This is a genomic window from Streptomyces sp. NPDC005955 (genome assembly GCF_042871255.1).
In the GTDB taxonomy this organism is placed as follows: domain Bacteria; phylum Actinomycetota; class Actinomycetes; order Streptomycetales; family Streptomycetaceae; genus Streptomyces.
Window position 1 is genome coordinate 300265 of record NZ_JBIAIF010000008.1, and the last position, 17190, is coordinate 317454.

Consider the following 17190-nt stretch of genomic DNA (forward strand, 5'->3'; position numbering starts at 1 on the left):
GGCACCGACCGGCCGATCACCGAGGAGACCACCGTGACCCTGGAACTCACCCCCGACGAGCTGCTGTCGACCACCCGCGCCGTGCGCAAGCGGCTCGATCTGGACCGCCCGGTCCCGCGCACCCTGATCGAGGAGTGCGTGGACCTGGCGACGCAGGCACCGACCGGCCGCAACCGCCAGCGCTGGCACTTCGTCGTCGTCACCGATCCGCAGCGGCGTCGCGTGGTCGGGGACGTCTTCCGCCGGGCGCTGACGACCGCGAGCGGGCAACCGCTCACCGAACGGGACGTGCAACGCATGTACGCCCACCCCGGCTCCATGGAACGGATCTCGGACGGCCTGCGGCACCTCTACGAGAACGTCCACCGGGTACCCGCGTTCGTCATCCCGGCGATCGAGGGGCGCACCGACCACGCCTCCGTCCTCGACCAGTCCGGCACCTGGGGGTCGATCCTGCCCGCGGTGTGGAGCTTCATGCTCGCCGCACGGGCGCGCGGGCTCGGCACCGTCTGGACCACGGCGCAGGGGCCGCTGGAGGAAGAACTCGCCGACGCCCTCGGGGTGCCGTACGAGGAGGTGATGCTGGCCGCGTTCATTCCGCTCGCCTTCACCCTGGGAACCGACTTCAAACCGGCCCGTCGGGTCCCCCGCGACCAGGTCCTGCACTGGGACCGGTGGTGACCGCGCCCGGCACGGTGGGGCGGGCGGCGCGGAGGTAGCCTCGGCAGGGGGCCGCGGGGGCCGTCCCGGAACACGAGGAGCCGCTCGGATGACCGAACCGCGCACCGTCGACTTCTGGTTCGACCCGGTCTGTCCCTACACCTGGATCACCTCGCGTTGGCTGGTGGAGGTGGGCCGGGTGCGCCCGGTGACCGTCCGCTGGCGGGTGATGAGCCTGTCGGTGCTCAACGAACACCGGGAGGACGACCCGGAGGGCGACTGGGGGGACTACCTGTGGGCGTCCGTACGGGTGTGCGCCGCGACCGAGCAGCAGTACGGTCCGCAGGCGCTCGGCGCGTTGTTCACCGCGATGGGCACCCGGTTCCATCTGCACGGGGACTGGGGGAACCTGGTGGGTGCCCTCACCGATGCCGGTCTGCCCCCGGAGCTCGCCGAGGCCGCCTGGTCCACGGCGTACGACGGGAGCGTCCGCTCCTCGCACGCCGAGGCCATGGCGCTGGTCGGTCCCGACGTGGGCACCCCGGTGCTGGCGGTCACCGGGGCGGACGGTCGACGCACCGGGTTCTTCGGCCCGGTCGTCTCGCCGGCCCCCACCGGAGAGGCTGCGGGACGCCTGTGGGACGGCTACCTGCTGTTGGCGGGGGTTCCCGGGTTCCACGAGTTGAAGCGCGCGTACCCCGACGGGCCCCGGTTCGGCTGAGCGGGCGCGGTCCCGCTCAGAGGGACGGCCGGGTGGCCGTCGTCAACAGCGGGAGGTTCCTCTTCAGCGACTTCTCCCAGTGTCCGTCGTTCACCATCTCCTTCAACGCGGCCTGGACCCTGGGCTTGTGGGGGCTGTCCTTCGGGAGGCCGACGCCGTAACGCTCCTCGGTCAGCCGGAAGCCGCCGAGCCGGAAGGCGTCCGGTGTCTCGGCAGCGTATCCGGCGAGGAGCACGTCGTCGGAGGTGACCGCGTCCACGATCCCCTGCGCCAGGTCCGTGAGGCAGTCGTCGTAGTCCGGGCGGGTCACGACCTGCGCCCCGGGGGCGATCTGCGTCTCCATGTTCCGCGCGGAAGTGGAACCGGTCACCGAGCAGATCTTCTTGCCGTTGAGGGCCGACGCCGAGGAGATGGAGAGGTCGTCGGCGCGGGTCAGCACGTCCTGATGGGCGATCAGGTAGGGCCCCGCGAAGTCGACGACCTCCTCCCGCTTCTCGCTGATGGTGAATGCGGCGACGACCAGGTCGACCGAGCGGTCCTGGAGCGACTCTTCACGCTCGGCGCCGGACACGCTCACCCACGTGATCTCGTTCGGCGCGTAGCCCAGTTCCTCGGCGACGTACTTGGCCGTGTCCACATCGAAGCCGGTGGGGTCTGCGTCCGGCTCACTGAATCCGACGCCCGGCAGGTCCGTCTTGATGCCGATGTTGATCTGCCGGCGGCTGGAATCGGATGACTTCCCGCCCTCCGTCCCGCCCCCGCCCAGGGGTAACTGCGCCCACAACAGGGCGCCGGCCAGTGCGGCGGCGCCGAGCGCCGAGGCGTAGAGCAGCGCCGGCCTGCGCCGGACCGCGGGCGGCGGCACCTGCTCCGTGGGCGGCGCCGAAGGGTGTGCGGTCGGTCGGGGCGGGACCAGTTGGCACGTCGCGCGGTCCGCTGCGGGGGCCGTCGGAGGAGCGTGCTGCGCCGTGGCCAACATCCGGTCCAGCGCTGCCGCATCGGGTCGCTGCGACGGGTCCCGCACCAGGACGGAGGTCAGGGCCCCGGTCAGCGCTCCGGCGGAGCGCGGCGGCGGTACGTCCTCGCTGAGCACCGCAGCGAGGGTGGCCAGGGTACTGCCGCGCCGCAGCGGATGGTGCCCTTCGACGGCGACGTACAGGGTCATGGCGAGCGACCACAGGTCGGCGGCGGGGCCGCCGTCCTCGCCCGCGACCCGTTCGGGCGCCATGTAGTCGGGGGTGCCGATGAAGGAGTCGGCGGCGGTGAGCACGGTGGCGCCGGTGACGGCCGCGATGCCGAAGTCGGTGAGGACCGGGCTCCCGTCGGGCCGCAGCAGGATGTTGGGCGGCTTGATGTCCCGGTGCTGGATGTCCGCCGCGTGCGCCGCCCGCAGTCCCGCCAGGACGCCGCGACCGATGCCGGCCGCCTCGGCGGGGGTCAGGGGGCCGCGGTCGAAGCGGTCCTGGAGCGAACCGCCGGTGACGAGTTCCATGACGAGCCACGGATACGTGTCCTCGCCGCCGTCCACGATGTGGTGGATGGTCACCACGTGCGGGTGCACGATGCGGGCGAGCGCCCGGGCCTCGCGGAGCACCCGGGCGCGCCGGATGCGGGCGATGTCCGGGTCGTGGGCGGCGAGCGCGGGGTCGGGCGGACGCACCTCCTTGAGTGCCACCTCGCGGTGCAGGGCCAGGTCACGCGCCCGCCACACCAAACCCATGCCGCCGCCACCGAGCCGGTCGAGCAGTTCGAAGCGGTCGTCGATCACCCGCGCCACATGGCCCCCTCATCGCCCCCGCGGAACGCCTCCGGACCGGGTCGGCGCCGTGCCGGGCGGGCCCGGTCGGCGCCGCGCCCGACTCTGCCACACGGGTGGGGGTGCGCACAGCCGGTTCTCCCGCGCTGTGTGTACACGCCGCCGCCACTCGCGTACGCTCCCTCACCTGTGGTGTTCGCCCGGGCACGTGGCCCGGTCTTCTGTGGGGGTGACGGCATGGTTGCCGGTAATGTGGTGCGTTTCGACGGTTTGCGCGGGTACGGGTTCATCGCGCCCGACAACGGCGGCGAGGACGTTTTCGTACACGTCAATGACCTACTGATCCCGGAGCAGCAGATGCGCCCGGGGCTCACGGTCGAGTTCGTGATCGAGGAGGGGGAGCGCGGTCCGAAGGCCTCGGACGTGCGGCTCGCCGAGGGAGCGGTCGTCCCGGCCCCCCTGCGCGGTGCGGGGGCGTCCGGTTCGGGCGTCACCCGTCAGGTCCAGGTGGACGACGACACGCTGTGCGACGTGCTCACGGCTGAGGAGTTCGTCCATGACGTCACCGAGGTGCTGCTGTCCTCGGCGCCCTCGTTGACCGGGGACCAGATCCTCCAGATCCGGCGCGGCCTGCTCCAGTTCGGCAAGAACCACGGCTGGACCGAGGGCTGATCGATCGCCGTACCGTCGGGCCGGGTGCGGTTCTCCGTACCCGGCCCGACGTGCGTCGTACCGCCGGCCGGGCACCGTCAGGTCGTGAGGTGCCAGGTCTCCACCCGCTTGTCGTACCCGCCGGTGGCGATCCGGGGGACGCCGTCGACCTCGATCTGGCAGAGCGTGCGGACCCAGCCGCAGCCGAACGGTCCGAAGAGGTGGGCCGCCCCGCCGATCGTGCTGAGGTGTTCCCCGGTGTCCGGGTCCCAGAGCTTCACCCCGGGGCCGTCGCCGCCGGAGGCAAGGAGGGGACGGCCGTCGACGGTGACCTCGCACAGCGCGTGCAGCCAGCCGAAGTCGTCCCGCATCGAGCGCACGTGTTCGCCGGTGGCGGGGTTCCAGAGCCTTACCGTCTGGTCGGCGCCGGCCGAGGCGAGCAGGACGCCGTCGGCGGTCCGGATCGGGCACAGGTCGTTGGGCCAACCCTCGTGTCCGGTGAGGACCCGGATCTGCTGACCCCCATCGGGGTCCCACAGGCGTACCGTGCCGTCCGCATGGGCGGAGGCGAAGAGTTCCCGCCCCTCGGATTCGACCGCGCAGACGGCCAGGATCTCGCCCGCCCCGGACGGCAGGGAGTGGACGGCCTCACCCGTGTCCGCTCGCCACACGTGGAGGGTGCCGTCCTGGGCGCCGCCCACCACCAGGGGCCGGCCGCCGGACCGGGTGCCGCACACGCCGACCACTGCGGCTCGGGCGCCCTGGAGGACGGCGACCTGTTCCCCGGTGTCCGGGTCCCACAGGCGTACCGTGCGGTCGTTCCCGCCGGAGGCCAGGAGGGTCCGGTCGTCGATCTCGACCGTGCACAGGGCGTTCACCCATCCCCGGTGGCCCCACAGCATCCGGTGAACGTTCCCGGTCGCCGGGTCGCCGACCCGGATCACCCGCTGTGCGCCGGCGTAGGCGAGGAGGGTCCGGCCGGGTGTCGGGACCCGGCACACCGCGCTGAACTTCGGCGCCAGGGCCTTCCGGATGCGCCACCGGACGACCATCAGCGCGACCGCAACACCCAGCGCGCCGAGCACGGCCTGGGCCACGGTGAGCACCCGGAACAGGGCCAGCGCCAGGATCAGGGCCCAGAGCAGGCGTACCCGGAAGATCCGGAAGGCCAGTACGTGGGCCCCTTGCAGCAGATTCGGGTTGGCCACTACGGTCGTTGCTCCCTCGGCAGGTCTGACGTCACGTCATGTGTAGTGCCCCTGGAGGGATTTGGGCAACCCGTCGATGCACAGTGGCTGCGACGACGGGCGGGCCCGGCGCTTCCCGCACGGACTTCGTCGGCCGTGCGGGAAGCGCCGGGCGCCGGGTTCAGCCCTGGTTGCCGCTCGCGGAGGAGTGGCTGGCCATCACCGCGCCGTAGAACGGCATGGCCAGGCTGCTGAAGATGTCGGCGGTGCCGGGGCCGCCGGGGTTCTTCCAGTCGCGCAGCAGCTCGGAGATGACCCCGACCGTGCTGTTGAGGGTCGCGCCCGCGTTCTGGAGGCGGAGCAGCGAGGTCTCACGGGCCAGCTTGTTCGTGGTGCCGGAGGCGTCCGTCACCGAGTGGACCTGGTAGCCGCGGCCGAGGGCGGACAGCGAGGCGAACATCAAGCAGACGTCCGTGATCACACCCGCGATGACGAGGTTGGGCCGGTTCATGGCACGAACGGCCTCGTCGAACCTCGGGTCGTCGAAGGCGTCGACCTCGCCGCTGCGGTGGATGATCGGGGCGCCCTCGGGCAGCTCGGCGACCAGTTCGGGCAGGAGGGGGCCGTTGGGTCCCCGTGGGGCGGAGGTGGTGGCGACGACGGGGAGGCCGAAGACCTTGGCCGTGCGGGCGAGGGCCTGGGCGTTGCGGCGGACCTCGTTCTGGTCGTGGTCCTGCACGCCGAGGATCAAGCCCGCCTGGTGGTCGACCAGCAGGATCCCGGTGTTCTCGGGGGTCAGGCGGTGGGTGAGGTAGCTGTTGCTGCTCATGGTGTCCCGTTCCTTGGGTGGGGCCGTCGAGGCGGTCCCGGCTTGGCGCTTTTTGTTGCTTGCGCAAGCACCATAACCCTGAAGGGTGGGGAGTCATTCCCGCGGTCCGTCGACATCGACGGGTGATCTGGGTCACGCGCGTCCGCCGCGTCACGCGCCGGACGCGTCACCCGGCGGACCTGTCAGGCGTCGGGCCATTCACGCACCGGACGTGCCCGAGGTCGGGGGGCAGGCGTCGGGGGGCGTCAGGCGTCGGGGGCGTCCGCCCCCTTCAGTCGGGTCACGATGCCGTGCAGCGCACGCAGCTCCTCGGTGGACAGCTTGCCGGCGAAGGTCCGCTCCACCACCTCGGTGTTGGTGCGGACGGCGGCGCGCAGCACCTTGCGCCCCTCCTCCGTCAGCTTGACCACCGCACCGCGCTGGTCCTCGGCCAGCGGGCTGCGGACCACCAGCCCCCGTTCGGCGAGGCGGTCGAAGAGACGGCTGATCGCGCTCTGGGTGAGGACGACCCGCTGCTTGAGGTCCTTGAGCCGGGTCCCGTCCAGCGGGATGTTCACCAGGACGTCGAACTCGCTGACGGACAGCCGGTGCCGCTGCGCCAGCTCCCGTTCGATGGCGGTCAGCACCTCGTGGTGGACCTCCATGTAGGCCCGCCACACGCCGACCTTGAACCCCCGGGACACCACCGGCTCCGCACCCGACACCGCTGCCTCCTCCTTGCTTGCGTACGCATCATCCTCGCAGACGGGAGGCCGGGGGGGCTCCTGGGCGTCCAGGGGGCCCGCGCGGTCAGGAGGCGAGGACCGCCGGGCCGTAGCTCCCGCTGTACGGGCCCTGGACCCGGACCTCCCGCACCGGCAGCCGGGGCGACCACTGCCGGTACACCCAGCGGGCCAGCTCCTCGGGGCCCGCCCGGTGGCACAGCTCGACGGCGACGGCGTTGAGGTGGGTGCCGTCCAGACGTCGCTGGGCCCATGCGGCGAACTCGGCGCACCCGACCCGGCCCCGGTCGCCCGGGTCCTCGGCGGCGCCGTTCGGGGGCACGGTCTCCAGGGTGACGGTCCACAGGTGACTGTGCGCCACGCCCGCACAGGGGTGGCCGGGCGGGAGATCACGCTCCGTGTGCGTCGCACTGAAGTACGCCGTCTCGGTACCTGCCGCCATCGGGCGTTCCGTCCCTTCCGTAACCGGCCGCGGCCGGGGACCTCCCGCCGTCCTCGGCGAGTTGACCCGACCACGCTGCCACGACGGACCCGTGCAGGACCAGTGGCACGACGTCGGCCGGGTGATCAGTCGACTGGCCGCCGCCCGTCCGGACCAGCCCCGGCCGGACCCGCCCCCGCCCCGACCCGTCGACCGCGAGGAGTCCGCGTCCGTCACGGGGGCGGGGCCGTCGGCGGACTGGGGGGCAGGCGCCCCGTTCGCGCCGGGCGCCGGGGCTACCGGGCGCACCGCCGACGGGCCGCGGAGGCGATGCCACCGGGTAGGGAACGGGGCCGGGCCGGTAGGTCGGATTCCCCGCGGGTGGCGTCGTCGGACCGCGGCGGCTCTTCGGTCAGCCTGCGGATGCGTTCGGTGAACCCCGGCTCCGGCAAGGGGAGTTCGACGTCCTCGTCGACCCACGCCACCGCGGCGGGTATGTAGTCCAACACCGCGCAGACCACTGCCGGAACCCGCCAGCCCGCCCTGACCCGCAGCGCGTTCAGGACACGGAGGGTGGTGTCCAAGCTGGCGTCCGCCGCCCCGAGGCCGCGCAGCACCTCGGACAGTTCGGTCGGCAGCCGGGCGGCCGGCTCGCGGACCGGTTCCGCCGACCGGGCCGGAGCCTTCTGCTGGACGTACCACCAGCTGGCCGGCGCGACCTCGCCGAGGGACAGGTGGTGCAGGTAGAGGCAGTACCCGGCGGTGCGCTCCCCCGCACCGGCCGCGTACTGCCACCAGAAGCGGGCGGCCTCGTCGCCGTCGGTCAGTTGCAGCAAGCACCCGAGGAGCAGCGCCCCGTCCGGTTCGGGCATCGCCTGGGCGAGGAACTCCTCCAGTCGGTCGAACGCGGCATGGGTGACGACCGTCTCGCACAGGGTGGTCAACTGGCCGGAAGCGGCCCGCCGGTCCTCGTCCGGGCGGGCGGCGCACGTCTCCGCCGCCGCGGTACCGGACCGGTCGAGGGCGCGGGCCACGATCCGCGCCTCGGCGGCGGCGATGTCCGCACGGGTGCAGGGTCCGTCGTCGACGAGACGGGCCCGGGACAAGCGGTCCAGCAGGTCGTCACGCATCGGAGCCTCCCCCCATGGTGGAGCGGTCGGGGCCCAGTATCTCCCGCAACCTACGCCGGGCGTGCCGGTCGCTGGAGCGCACGGCGGCCTGGGAGATGCCGAGTTCGTAGGCGATGCGGTCGGTGGGCAGGTCGAGGAGGTAGCGCAGGACGGTGACGTCCTGTTGCCGTTCGGGCAGTTGGCGGACGGCCCCCATGAGGGTGAGGGATTCCTCCAGTTGGGCGAAGCGGTCGATGCTGGTGCGCAGGGCGACCGTGTCGAAGGCCGCCTCGTCGAGGGGCTGGACGTTCCGGTGTCCGCGCCGCAGGTGGTCGGCGACGTGGTTGCGCAGCACGGCCCAGGCGTACCGGTCGGGGTTGTCGCTGCTCAGGACCTGGGCCCATTTGGTCAGCAGCCGTTCGAAGGTGGCGTCGACGACCTCCTCCGCGTCCGCGTGGTTGCGCAGGAAGGCGCGTGCGTAGCGGAGGTAGGACGGGCGGTGCATCTGGTGGAACGCCGAGAAGTCGATCGGCGGCGGCTGGGGCATCGGCGTGACGCGGCGAGGGGTGCGGGGGCCGTGGTTCTGTATCACCGGCCTTCCCCTCCGTCCCGGTCACGGCCGGCGCGGGTCACGCCGCCGGCCGGTGCGGCCTCGTGGAGCGGGGCCGTGGTGCGTCGTCGCGGCACCCCGACCGGGTCGGCCGCCCTGCTGGTGTCCGCGGCAAGTCTCGTGGTCATGAACGGTTCTGTTCCCCTCACCTGTCGACCGGCGGTCGCTCCCTGTTCGCCCTGGAGTCGCCCGTCGGAGGTGCGCTGCACTGCGCACGTCACCATGCAGGACTGATCTGAACAGCGAGGTGTGCAAAGGCAATTCGACTTTGCCATGGGGATCTTCCAGGTTTTGCCCATTACTGATCGGCATCCGGGGTTTGCCCTGCAACGTTGATCTTCGTTGCCCCTCGGACGCCCGGGCTCCGACCAGCCGGTCGGCGGACACCCCGGGCAACTCCGGCCCGTTTGCGCAACGTTCACCCACTCCCCCCTCCGAACAGAGAGTGATCTGAATCACAGTCGGGGGAGGCGGCCGTTCCGCCCGTGGGGCTGCGCCGCCCGCCGGAAAACCCGTGGAACCGCGCCCTCGTGAGCCGTTACCGTGCTGCCGCCCGTGGTCCCCCCGTCAAGGACGTGCCGTTGTACACCAAGTGAGAACCCCCGAGCGCTGATCCGTCGCGCGGTGCACCAGTGCGCCGTGCTCCTTTTCGCTGCGGTCTTCTCACCGGAACCGGTGCATCTCTGTGTCCAAGAACTGGGTGGTCGTACCCACCTGCCCACCGATCGTCCTCCGCCGTTGCCACCGGTGCCCCTCCGGGCGCTTCCGGACGAGCGGCAAGTTCCGTGTCAACGCCCATCACAAGCTCCTCGACGCGTGGCTCCTCGCACGGTGCACCGAGTGCGGGGACACCACCAAGATCACCGTCCTGGAACGGGTCACCGTGCGTTCCGTACGCCCCGACCTGCTGAACCTGCTGCACGCCAACGACGCCTCCCTGGCAGCCGAGTTGCTCCAGGACCCTGCCGTACGGCGCCGCAACCGCCTCGCCCTCGACTGGGACGGCGCGTGGCGCCTCGACGGCAGCAGCGGGCCGGATCGACCGGAGGGCGGGGCGCCGGCGGGCGAGGCGATCGAGGTCGCGGTGCGCTTCGCCGCACGGATACCCGTGCGGCCGGTACGCCTGATCGCCGAGGGCTTCCGCCTTCCGCGAGCCGAGGTCGAGCGGCTGATCGTCCGGGGGAAGCTCGTGTCGGCGGTTCGCCTGAGCGGCAAGCTCGCCCACGACTTCACCTTCCTGCTCAAACACTGAGCCGTTCCGCCCCGGGGCCCGTCCGACGGTACCGAACCGCCGGGCGGGCCCCGCCGCGCGCCCGACGGGGTTGACCTCAACCGATCTTGAGGTCCGAGAGTGGCCCCATGACGACCCCGCCGGAACGACGCACCGCGGTGCGGAACTGGATCAGGGACACGGCGCGCCCCCTGACCACCGTGGACCCCTTGGCACCCCTGGACGACCTGCGACCGCTCCTGGACGTGCTCACCGAACGGACGGCCGTGGTGGGATACGGCGCGGGGACCCGCGGGGCGCACGAGGTCTTCGCGCTCCAGGCGCGCATCGCCGCCCTGCTGATCGGTACGGCCGGGTTCCGTGCCGTCGCCTTCGACCAGGACTGGACGCTCGGCGTCCGACTCGACGCCTACGTGCGCACCGGAGCCGGGGACCCCGAGGCACTGCTGAGCGCCGCGGAGCCGTTCTCCCGTACCGAGGAGGTGCTCGCCCTCGTCCGATGGATGCGCGCGTTCAACGAGACCCGTCCCCCTCTCGGGCGGGCCGCCCCCGTCCGCTTCGTCGGGGTCAGCCCGCACGAAACGGGGCCCTCGACCTACGACACGGTGACCGACTACGTACAACGGGCCGCCCCGGAACTGCTGGACGAGTTGGCGGCCTGTTACGCGGACCTCCGCCCGCGGGGCGAGGTGTCGGCCCACACCCGACGGTTCCGGGCGCTGCCGGACCGGCGGCGGTGGGTCGACCTGGCCCGAGCCGCGCACGCCCTGGTGGCCGGGGCGCCGGGCCACGACGGCCATGCGTGGGCCCTGCAACACGCCCGGGTGATCGTCCAGTACTACGAACTCCACGACCACGACGACGATCCGCTGGACCCGCACAACATGGCCGCCTACGAACGGGCGTTCGCCGAGAACGTCGCATGGTGGCACCGGCACACGGGGCACCGCACGCTGTTCTGGACCTCCGGCTCGCACGCCGCCAAGGCACCCACGCGGACCATCAGCTTCCCGCCGAACCCGGCGAGCGCGTCCCGCAACGCGGGCAGCCACCTCCAGGACGGACTCGGAGACCGGTACCTGTCGATCGGGTTCACCTTCGGTCGCGGCGAACTCGCCACGTACACCGACGCCCCGCCCCACCGGGTGCCCGGGCCCGCACCGTCGCTGGCGGAGTCGGTGCTGGACGACGACTCCACGGGTGACTACCTGCTGGACCTTCACGCGGACGCTCCGCAGCCGGTCGCCGACTGGCTGGCCGGGACCGCGACCTTGCGGACCGTCGGCCCGGCGTACGACCCCGACGACGACAGCGGGCACCACATGACCGGCGGTTCGCTGGCGGAGTGGTTCGACGTCCTGGTCCACCGACGGCACGTGACGCCCGCCCGCCTCCTCGGCCACCGGGAGCCACCGGCGACGACGCGCCCGTGACGACCGGCGCCCGGCGCCCGGCGCCCGGGCAGCGGCGTCCTACGCCCCGCCGACCGGGTCCAGGACCAGCAGACGGTGGTCCCAGCCCACGTCGTGACTCGCGCGGACGCCGAGCCCGGCGCGGGCCGCGAGCGCGGACAGGGCGCTGGCCGTGCGCACGCCCGAGCCGAAGGCACAGGTGAGCCGGAGGTGGTGCAGGGCCGTGTCCAGATCGGAGAAGGCCGCCGGGTCGCCCGCCGTGCCCTCGGGCCTGACCTGCTCGACCAGAACCAGGGTGCCGCCCTCCCGCAACCCCTCGGCGGCCTCCCGCAAGGCGTGCACGGCGTCCTCGTCGGGCAACCAGTCCAGCAGCCGCGACAGCAGGACCGTGTCGCTGCCGCCGGGCACCGGCCCGGTCTGCGGGACGAGGTCGATCCGGGGCAGGGCGTCCGTGTCGAGGACCTGCTCCCTCAGCACGCGCAGCGCGGAGGGCAGCGCCGCGATCCGCATCCGCAGCCCCGGCACCGCCTTGAGCAACGCGTTCGCCAGGGAACCGACTCCGTGACCGGCGGCCGTGAGGGTGCCCGCCGCGGCCCAGTCATGCGCGGTGACCACTCCGGGTGCGAACCACAGCGCCTCCTCCTCGATGAGGGTCCGCGCGGAGCCGCCGAGGCGTTCGTCCTCGCGCATCGCCTCGGCCAGCGGGACACCGGACGCCGTCAACTGCCGCCCGCCCCGCCCCCGGACGGCGTCGAGCAGACCGGACAGCGAGAGGTCCAACGCGGCCTGCGCCCCGTCGAGCCGGTACTCGTCGGCCGAGTGGTCGTCCTCGACGAGTTCCTCGCCGACCTCCGTGAGGCGCACGCCGTCCGGGCCGGAGTCGAGGACGTCGATGCCCACCAGATAGGCGAGCAGCGCAGCGAACACCTCCGGATCGGCCCCGCAGCGGCGGGCCAGTTCGGCGGGGTCCCGCAGCCCGTGGTGCACCAGGTCGAACAGTCCGAGGGTCACCGCCGCGCGGATCGCGTACCCCGGGGCCAGGTCGGTGAGTTCGTGCAGCCGCTCGTGCGCCGCGGACTCGTCGGGTTCCGCGGCGGCGTCGGCCGGCTCCGCGTCACCGACGGCGTCCGGGGCCCCGTCCGGCGCGGGTACGGGGGCGGTCCGGCGCCAGTAACCGGTGATGTCCAGCTGCTCCCGGGGGACCTGCCGCTCCAGGGTGAGGTGGCGGCGGATGCCCTTGAGCGTCAGCGTCTCCCCCGCCACCCAGACGAACACGGTGCCCGGCAGCCACTCCAGGTCCCGCAGCGCCCGTTCCAGGAGGTCGGTGCTGCCGGCCGGGGCGCCCCCGCGGGACAGCCAGGTGATCTCGGCGTCCGCCCGGGTGGGCAGCTCCTGACGGTGGCTGTCCTCGCCCACCTCCACCAGGACCCGGGCGCGGGTCCCCGCCGGCATCTCCGCGAGCCAGCGGCCGATCGCGGGGAGCGCGGTCTCGTCACCGATCGCCAGCAGCCAGTCGCTGTTCTCGGGGTGACCGTGGGACATCTTGGGGCCCGCGATCCAGGTGACGGCGCCGGGCTCGACCTGCTCCGCCCAGGTGGAGGCGATGCCGCCCTCGTGGCGGACGAAGTCGAAGTCGATCTCCCCCGCCTCCGGGTCGAACCGGACCGGTGTGTAGTCCTTGGCGATCGGCCGCTCGTCCTCGGGCCAGTCGAGGCTGCCGACCTTCTGCCGGGGCAGCACCGGCCGCGCGTGGGGCCCACCGGGCTCGCCGGGCTCGCCGAAGAAGAACTTCACGTGGTCGTCGAAGCCCTCCGTGCGCAGCGCGGGCAGTTCGATGTCGCCGCTGCGGAACGCGCCGAGCTGCGGGCCGCCCAGCGTCACCCGGCGCATCCCGGGGGTGAGGTCCCTGACCCGCAGCACGGTCAGTTCCCTGAGCACGATGGGGAAGGTGGCGACCGGACGGGGGCTGCGCGCTGGCATTCGGGGCTCCTTGGCCTGGGGGTGGGGCGCTGTCGAACGGGGGTCGCCGCGGTACCGGTGCGGCCCGGGGCCGGCCACCTGCGCGGGACGGGCGGGCCGGTGTCCCGTGACGGACGGCCCCCGCCGCACGGTGACCGCAGGGCACCGGGGCGACGCGGGCCGTCCGACCCGCCGACCAGGCTAGGCGCAGCGAGGGCCGGCCGATCCAACCGGCGGGTCCGGTCCGTGCCACCCGGAAGCCTCCGCCGGGCCCGGGCCACGAGTCGGCCGCCCGCTTCGACGGGTCGGCGCTGTCCCTTGGACCACGGCGGACGGCCCGCTCCTACGGTGAACGGCGGTGGCCCCGGCCCGTGACACCGCCGGGGCCACCCGTACCCCGTTCCCGCGCCCCGAGGATGATCCGCCACGTGAGCCAGCGTCCCGCCGTGCCCCCGCCCCGACTGTTGCGGCAGTGCCTGTCACGGGTCCGCGGCGACCTCGTGCGATCCGTCTGCTGGGCGGCGCTGCGCCAGTGCGCCTTCCTGGCCCTGCCCTGGCTGCTGGGCCGCTCCCTCGACGCCGGAGTCGAAGGAGCGGTGGGGACCGCGGCCTGGTGGGCCGCCGCGTTCGTCGCCGCCGCCGGCGTGGAGTACGCGGGGATGCGGGGCTGGCAGCTGTGGACCAACCTCGCCGAGGCCCGGGCCGGGACCTGGCTGCGGGTGCGGCTGCTGGGGGCGATCCTCTCCCTCGACACGGACACCGTGCGGCGCCGCACGGACGGCTTCGGTGATCTGACGGACCGGGCCACCCGGGACGTGGACACCGTCCTGACGTGGGTGCACGGACTGACCGCCTGGGTGGTGATCGGGATCACCGGGGTCGTCCTGGTGCCGGCGATCGCCGGGCTCGACCCGCTGCTGCTGGTGGTGGCCGCCCTGACCGTGCCGGTGCTGCTGTTGCTCAACCGGGTGTTCCCGCCCCGCTACGCGCGCCGCGCGCGGGCCCTCGCCGCAGCGCACGGGCGGAGGTCATCGGCGGCCGAGGAGCTGTTGTCGTCGCTGCTGCCGCTGCGCGGGGTCGGCGCGGAGGGGCAGTTGGTGGACCGGCACCACCGGCACAGTGCGGAGGTCACCCGGCGCACCCGGCGGCTGGCCGCGGTCGGCGCGCCGTGGGAGGCGGCGGCGACCGTGGTGCCGTTGTTCGCGGTGGCGGCCGGACTGTGGGCGGGCGGCCTGGCGGTCCAGGACGGCCGGCTCACTGTCGGCGCGCTGACGACCTTCGTCCTGTGGATGGGCACGGTGTCCCTGGCCGTCACCGTGATGACCGCACGGCTGGGCGAGCGCGCCGAAGCGCTCGTCGCGGCGGGACGCATCGGGGAGGTCCTCGCCCTGCCGCCCCGGCCGCGCCCGTGCCCGGCGCTGCCCCGCTCCGGCGGGCTGCGGGTGCGCGGGCTGACGGTCCGGCACCCCGGGCGGGCACCGATCGGGCCGCTGGACCTCACGGCGGTGCCCGGCGAGTGGATCGCGCTGACCGGGCCCACCGGCTGCGGCAAGAGCACCCTGCTGCGCGCGCTGGCCCGGCTGGTCCCCGCCGACGGCACGGTGGAACTCGCCGGGGTCCCGCTGGACGACGCGGACCCGGACGACCTGTACGCCACGGTCGCTCTGGTGCCGGAGGGGCCGCTGCTGCTGCACGGCACCGTCCTGGACAACCTGCTGCTGGGCGGCGACCACCCGCGGTCCGCCCTCGACGCGGCCGCCCACGACTCCGGTCTCGACCGGGTGCTCGACCGTCTCCGCGACGGGTGGGACACCGAGGTCGGCGAACGGGGCCGGGGCCTGTCGGGAGGCCAGCGCCAACTGGTGGCACTGACCCGGGCGCTGCTGCGCCCCGGCCCGGTCCTGCTGCTCGACGACGTGACCTCCGCCCTGGACGGGGCCACCGAGCAGGAGGTCCTGGCCCGGTTGCGCCGGGCGACCGAGGGCTCCGTCGTCGTGTTCGCCACCCACTCCCCCGCCGTGCGGGCGCTCGCCGACCGGGAGGTCCGGTTGTCGTCCGGGCCGGTCGCCGGCGCGTCCGCACCCGACGCCGAGGAATCCACCCGTGCCCACTGACCCCTTCCTGCTGAGCGAACTTCCGGACCAGCAGCGGGTGTTCCGGCGGGCCGCACCCTTCCTGCGGGGCCACCGCCGGGCGCTCGCGGTGGCCGTGGTCCTCCATCTGGCCACTGCGGCGCTGGCCGTCGCGGTGACCGCGGTGATCGGTCGGGTCGTGGACGCCGCCGGGTCCGGTGACCGGGGGTCGCTGACCGCGCGGGTGCTGCTGCTGTTGGTGCTGGTGCTGGCGACCGGGCTGCTGACCTGGGCGTCCCGCCTCTGGCTGATCCGCGTCGGTGAGGCGGTGCTGGCGGGACTGCGGGAGCGGGCCACGGCGGTGGTGGCCGGGGCGCCGCTCAGGTTCGTGGAGGCGCACCGCGGGGGCGAGTTGCTGCGCCGCCTCACCGGGGAGCTGAACGGCTTGGCGTCGTTCGTCGGGGGGACGCTGCCGGACCTGGTGTCCGCGGCGCTGGTGCTGCTGTTCACGGTGGTGATGCTGGCGGCGCACTCGCTGGTGCTGACGGCCCTGCTGCTGGTGGCCTTCCTGCCGCCGGCGGTGCTGATCGTGCGGCGGTTCCACCGTCGGGCCGGACCCGCCTACGCGGCGGTGGCGGAGGCGGAGACGGAGGTCTCGGCCCGGTTCTCGGAGTCGCTGCCCGCCCAGGAGCAGCTACGGATCACGGGGGCGGTGCCCCGGTGGCTGGAGCGCTTCCGGGCCGACAACGAGCGGCTGCGGGCCGCCCGGGAGCACCAGGTGCGCACCGAACTGGTCCTGGACTACCTGGCGTTGATCCAAGCGGTCTGTCTCGCGGGGCTGCTGGTGGCGGGTGCGGTCCTGGTGGGTCAGGGGCGACTGAGCGTGGGGGTCGCCGTCGTGTTCGTGCTCGCCACCCGGGAGCTGCTGGGCCGTTTCGAGGACCTCGCGGGGTCGGTGGGCGAGGGCAGGGAGGCCCATGTGCGGCTGGCGCGGCTGCTGGACCTGCTGCGGGCGACCGCGCCCCGGGGCGAGCGGGTCGCGCTGCCCCGGCCGCGATCGGAGCCCGTCGCCCGCGGGGCGCTGGTGCTGTCGGAGGTCACGTTCGGCTACGGGACCGGGGCGGCGGTGGTGGACGGGCTGTCGCTGACCGTGGCGCCCGGGGAGCGCTTGGTGGTGGTCGGACCGACCGGGGCGGGCAAGTCGACGGTGGGCAAACTGCTCGCCGGACTGTACGCACCGGACCGCGGTGATGTGACGTTCGCCGGGCAGGAGTTGGCCGTGCTGGACCCGGTGGCGCTCCGGGCGGCGGTGGCGCTCGTGCCGCAGGACGTGGCCCTGGTCGCGGGGACGGTGGGCGAGAACCTGGCGATGGTCCCGGGGCGGCCGGACCCGCAGCGGGTCCGTGCCGTGCTGGCCGAGTTGGGGCTCGTGGAGTGGGTCGATGCGCTGCCCGAGGGCCTGGACACCGCGGTCGGGCCGGGCTCGCTGTCCGGCGGGGAGCGGCAGTTGGTGGCGCTGGCCCGGGCGGTGCTGGCCGATCCGGCGGTGCTGGTGCTGGACGAGGCCACGGCGGGGGTGGACCGGGAGACGGCCGGGCGGATCGAGTCGGCGTTGGCCGCCGCCGCGGGGGACCGGGCGCTGGTGGTGATCGCGCACCGGGCGGAGACGATCGCCCGGGGCCGCCGGGTGCTGACGATGCCCGCGGGTACGGTGGCGGACCGCTGACGGCGGGGGCGGCGGGAGCCCCCGGGGGGGGGGGGGGGCGGCGCCCCCCGGGGGGGGGGCGCGCCCCGGGGGGGGCGCGCCCCGGGGGGGGGGGGGGGAGTTGCTGGCGTCGGCGGCCGACGCC

16 protein-coding genes are annotated in these 17190 nt (G+C 73.8%); 7 read left to right on the forward strand and 9 right to left on the reverse strand.

The genetic code is table 11. From position 1 onward, the window contains the following. Positions 1-33 precede the first annotated feature (33 nt). Both ACFYOU_RS21555 and ACFYOU_RS21560 read left to right on the forward strand, forming a co-directional pair. Positions 34-681 carry a nitroreductase family protein gene (locus ACFYOU_RS21555; protein ID WP_389763654.1) on the forward strand — a complete coding sequence of 216 codons (648 nt, stop codon included), beginning with the start codon at positions 34-36 and terminating at the stop codon, positions 679-681. A gap of 88 nt (positions 682-769) precedes the next feature. Next, positions 770-1381, forward strand: a complete 612-nt coding sequence (locus tag ACFYOU_RS21560; RefSeq protein ID WP_391307624.1) for a disulfide bond formation protein DsbA — start codon at positions 770-772, stop codon at positions 1379-1381. Positions 1382-1397: 16 nt separating this feature from the next. Here the strand turns inward: ACFYOU_RS21560 and ACFYOU_RS21565 are convergent, their stop codons facing one another. Continuing rightward, entirely contained in the window at positions 1398-3101 is a 1704-nt protein-coding gene (locus ACFYOU_RS21565) for a transporter substrate-binding domain-containing protein (protein ID WP_391307668.1), read from the reverse strand. A 273-nt stretch (positions 3102-3374) separates the two neighbouring features. On the opposite strand from ACFYOU_RS21565, the gene ACFYOU_RS21570 reads away from it, so the two are divergent. Beyond that, the gene (locus ACFYOU_RS21570) at positions 3375-3809 is read left to right on the forward strand and encodes a cold shock domain-containing protein (protein WP_391307626.1); all 435 of its coding nucleotides are present in this window, start codon (positions 3375-3377) and stop codon (positions 3807-3809) included. A 77-nt stretch (positions 3810-3886) separates the two neighbouring features. On the opposite strand, the gene ACFYOU_RS21575 is transcribed toward ACFYOU_RS21570, so the two are convergent. The 7 genes from ACFYOU_RS21575 to ACFYOU_RS21605 form a co-directional block, all read right to left on the reverse strand. Continuing rightward, positions 3887-4996 carry a WD40 repeat domain-containing protein gene (locus ACFYOU_RS21575; protein WP_391307628.1) on the reverse strand — a complete coding sequence of 370 codons (1110 nt, stop codon included), beginning with the start codon at positions 4994-4996 and terminating at the stop codon, positions 3887-3889. 160 nt (positions 4997-5156) lie between these two features. After that, on the reverse strand, positions 5157-5804 hold the full coding sequence (locus ACFYOU_RS21580) for an isochorismatase family protein (protein WP_391307630.1): 648 nt from the start codon (positions 5802-5804) through the stop codon (positions 5157-5159). Positions 5805-6049: 245 nt separating this feature from the next. After that, positions 6050-6508 (reverse strand): MarR family transcriptional regulator, encoded by a 459-nt coding sequence (locus ACFYOU_RS21585; protein WP_391307632.1) that lies wholly within the window; start codon positions 6506-6508, stop codon positions 6050-6052. A gap of 85 nt (positions 6509-6593) precedes the next feature. Continuing rightward, positions 6594-6968, reverse strand: a complete 375-nt coding sequence (locus ACFYOU_RS21590; RefSeq protein WP_391307634.1) for a hypothetical protein — start codon at positions 6966-6968, stop codon at positions 6594-6596. A 275-nt stretch (positions 6969-7243) separates the two neighbouring features. After that, positions 7244-8077 carry a hypothetical protein gene (locus ACFYOU_RS21595; RefSeq protein ID WP_391307636.1) on the reverse strand — a complete coding sequence of 278 codons (834 nt, stop codon included), beginning with the start codon at positions 8075-8077 and terminating at the stop codon, positions 7244-7246. Beyond that, positions 8070-8603 (reverse strand): sigma-70 family RNA polymerase sigma factor, encoded by a 534-nt coding sequence (locus tag ACFYOU_RS21600; RefSeq protein ID WP_391307638.1) that lies wholly within the window; start codon positions 8601-8603, stop codon positions 8070-8072. Before ACFYOU_RS21600 ends, ACFYOU_RS21595 begins: the two co-directional genes overlap by 8 nt. A 41-nt stretch (positions 8604-8644) precedes the next feature. Continuing rightward, positions 8645-8794, reverse strand: a complete 150-nt coding sequence (locus tag ACFYOU_RS21605) for a hypothetical protein (protein ID WP_389763670.1) — start codon at positions 8792-8794, stop codon at positions 8645-8647. 557 nt (positions 8795-9351) lie between these two features. Between ACFYOU_RS21605 and ACFYOU_RS21610 the strand changes: the two genes are divergently transcribed. Together ACFYOU_RS21610 and ACFYOU_RS21615 are read left to right on the forward strand one after the other, a co-directional pair. Then, entirely contained in the window at positions 9352-9918 is a 567-nt protein-coding gene (locus ACFYOU_RS21610) for a DUF1062 domain-containing protein (RefSeq protein ID WP_391307641.1), read from the forward strand. Between the two features lie 107 nt (positions 9919-10025). Continuing rightward, positions 10026-11330 (forward strand): erythromycin esterase family protein, encoded by a 1305-nt coding sequence (locus ACFYOU_RS21615; RefSeq protein WP_391307643.1) that lies wholly within the window; start codon positions 10026-10028, stop codon positions 11328-11330. 39 nt (positions 11331-11369) lie between these two features. Here ACFYOU_RS21615 and ACFYOU_RS21620 read toward each other — a convergent pair whose 3' ends face one another. Beyond that, positions 11370-13289: an SIP domain-containing protein gene (locus ACFYOU_RS21620; protein WP_391307645.1), complete on the reverse strand. Its 1920-nt coding sequence runs from the start codon at positions 13287-13289 to the stop codon at positions 11370-11372. A 407-nt stretch (positions 13290-13696) separates the two neighbouring features. Between ACFYOU_RS21620 and ACFYOU_RS21625 the strand changes: the two genes are divergently transcribed. Next, on the forward strand, positions 13697-15382 hold the full coding sequence (locus tag ACFYOU_RS21625) for an ATP-binding cassette domain-containing protein (RefSeq protein WP_391307647.1): 1686 nt from the start codon (positions 13697-13699) through the stop codon (positions 15380-15382). Further along, entirely contained in the window at positions 15372-17066 is a 1695-nt protein-coding gene (locus ACFYOU_RS21630) for an ATP-binding cassette domain-containing protein (protein ID WP_391307648.1), read from the forward strand. Before ACFYOU_RS21625 ends, ACFYOU_RS21630 begins: the two co-directional genes overlap by 11 nt. The last annotated feature ends 124 nt before the right edge of the window (positions 17067-17190 follow it).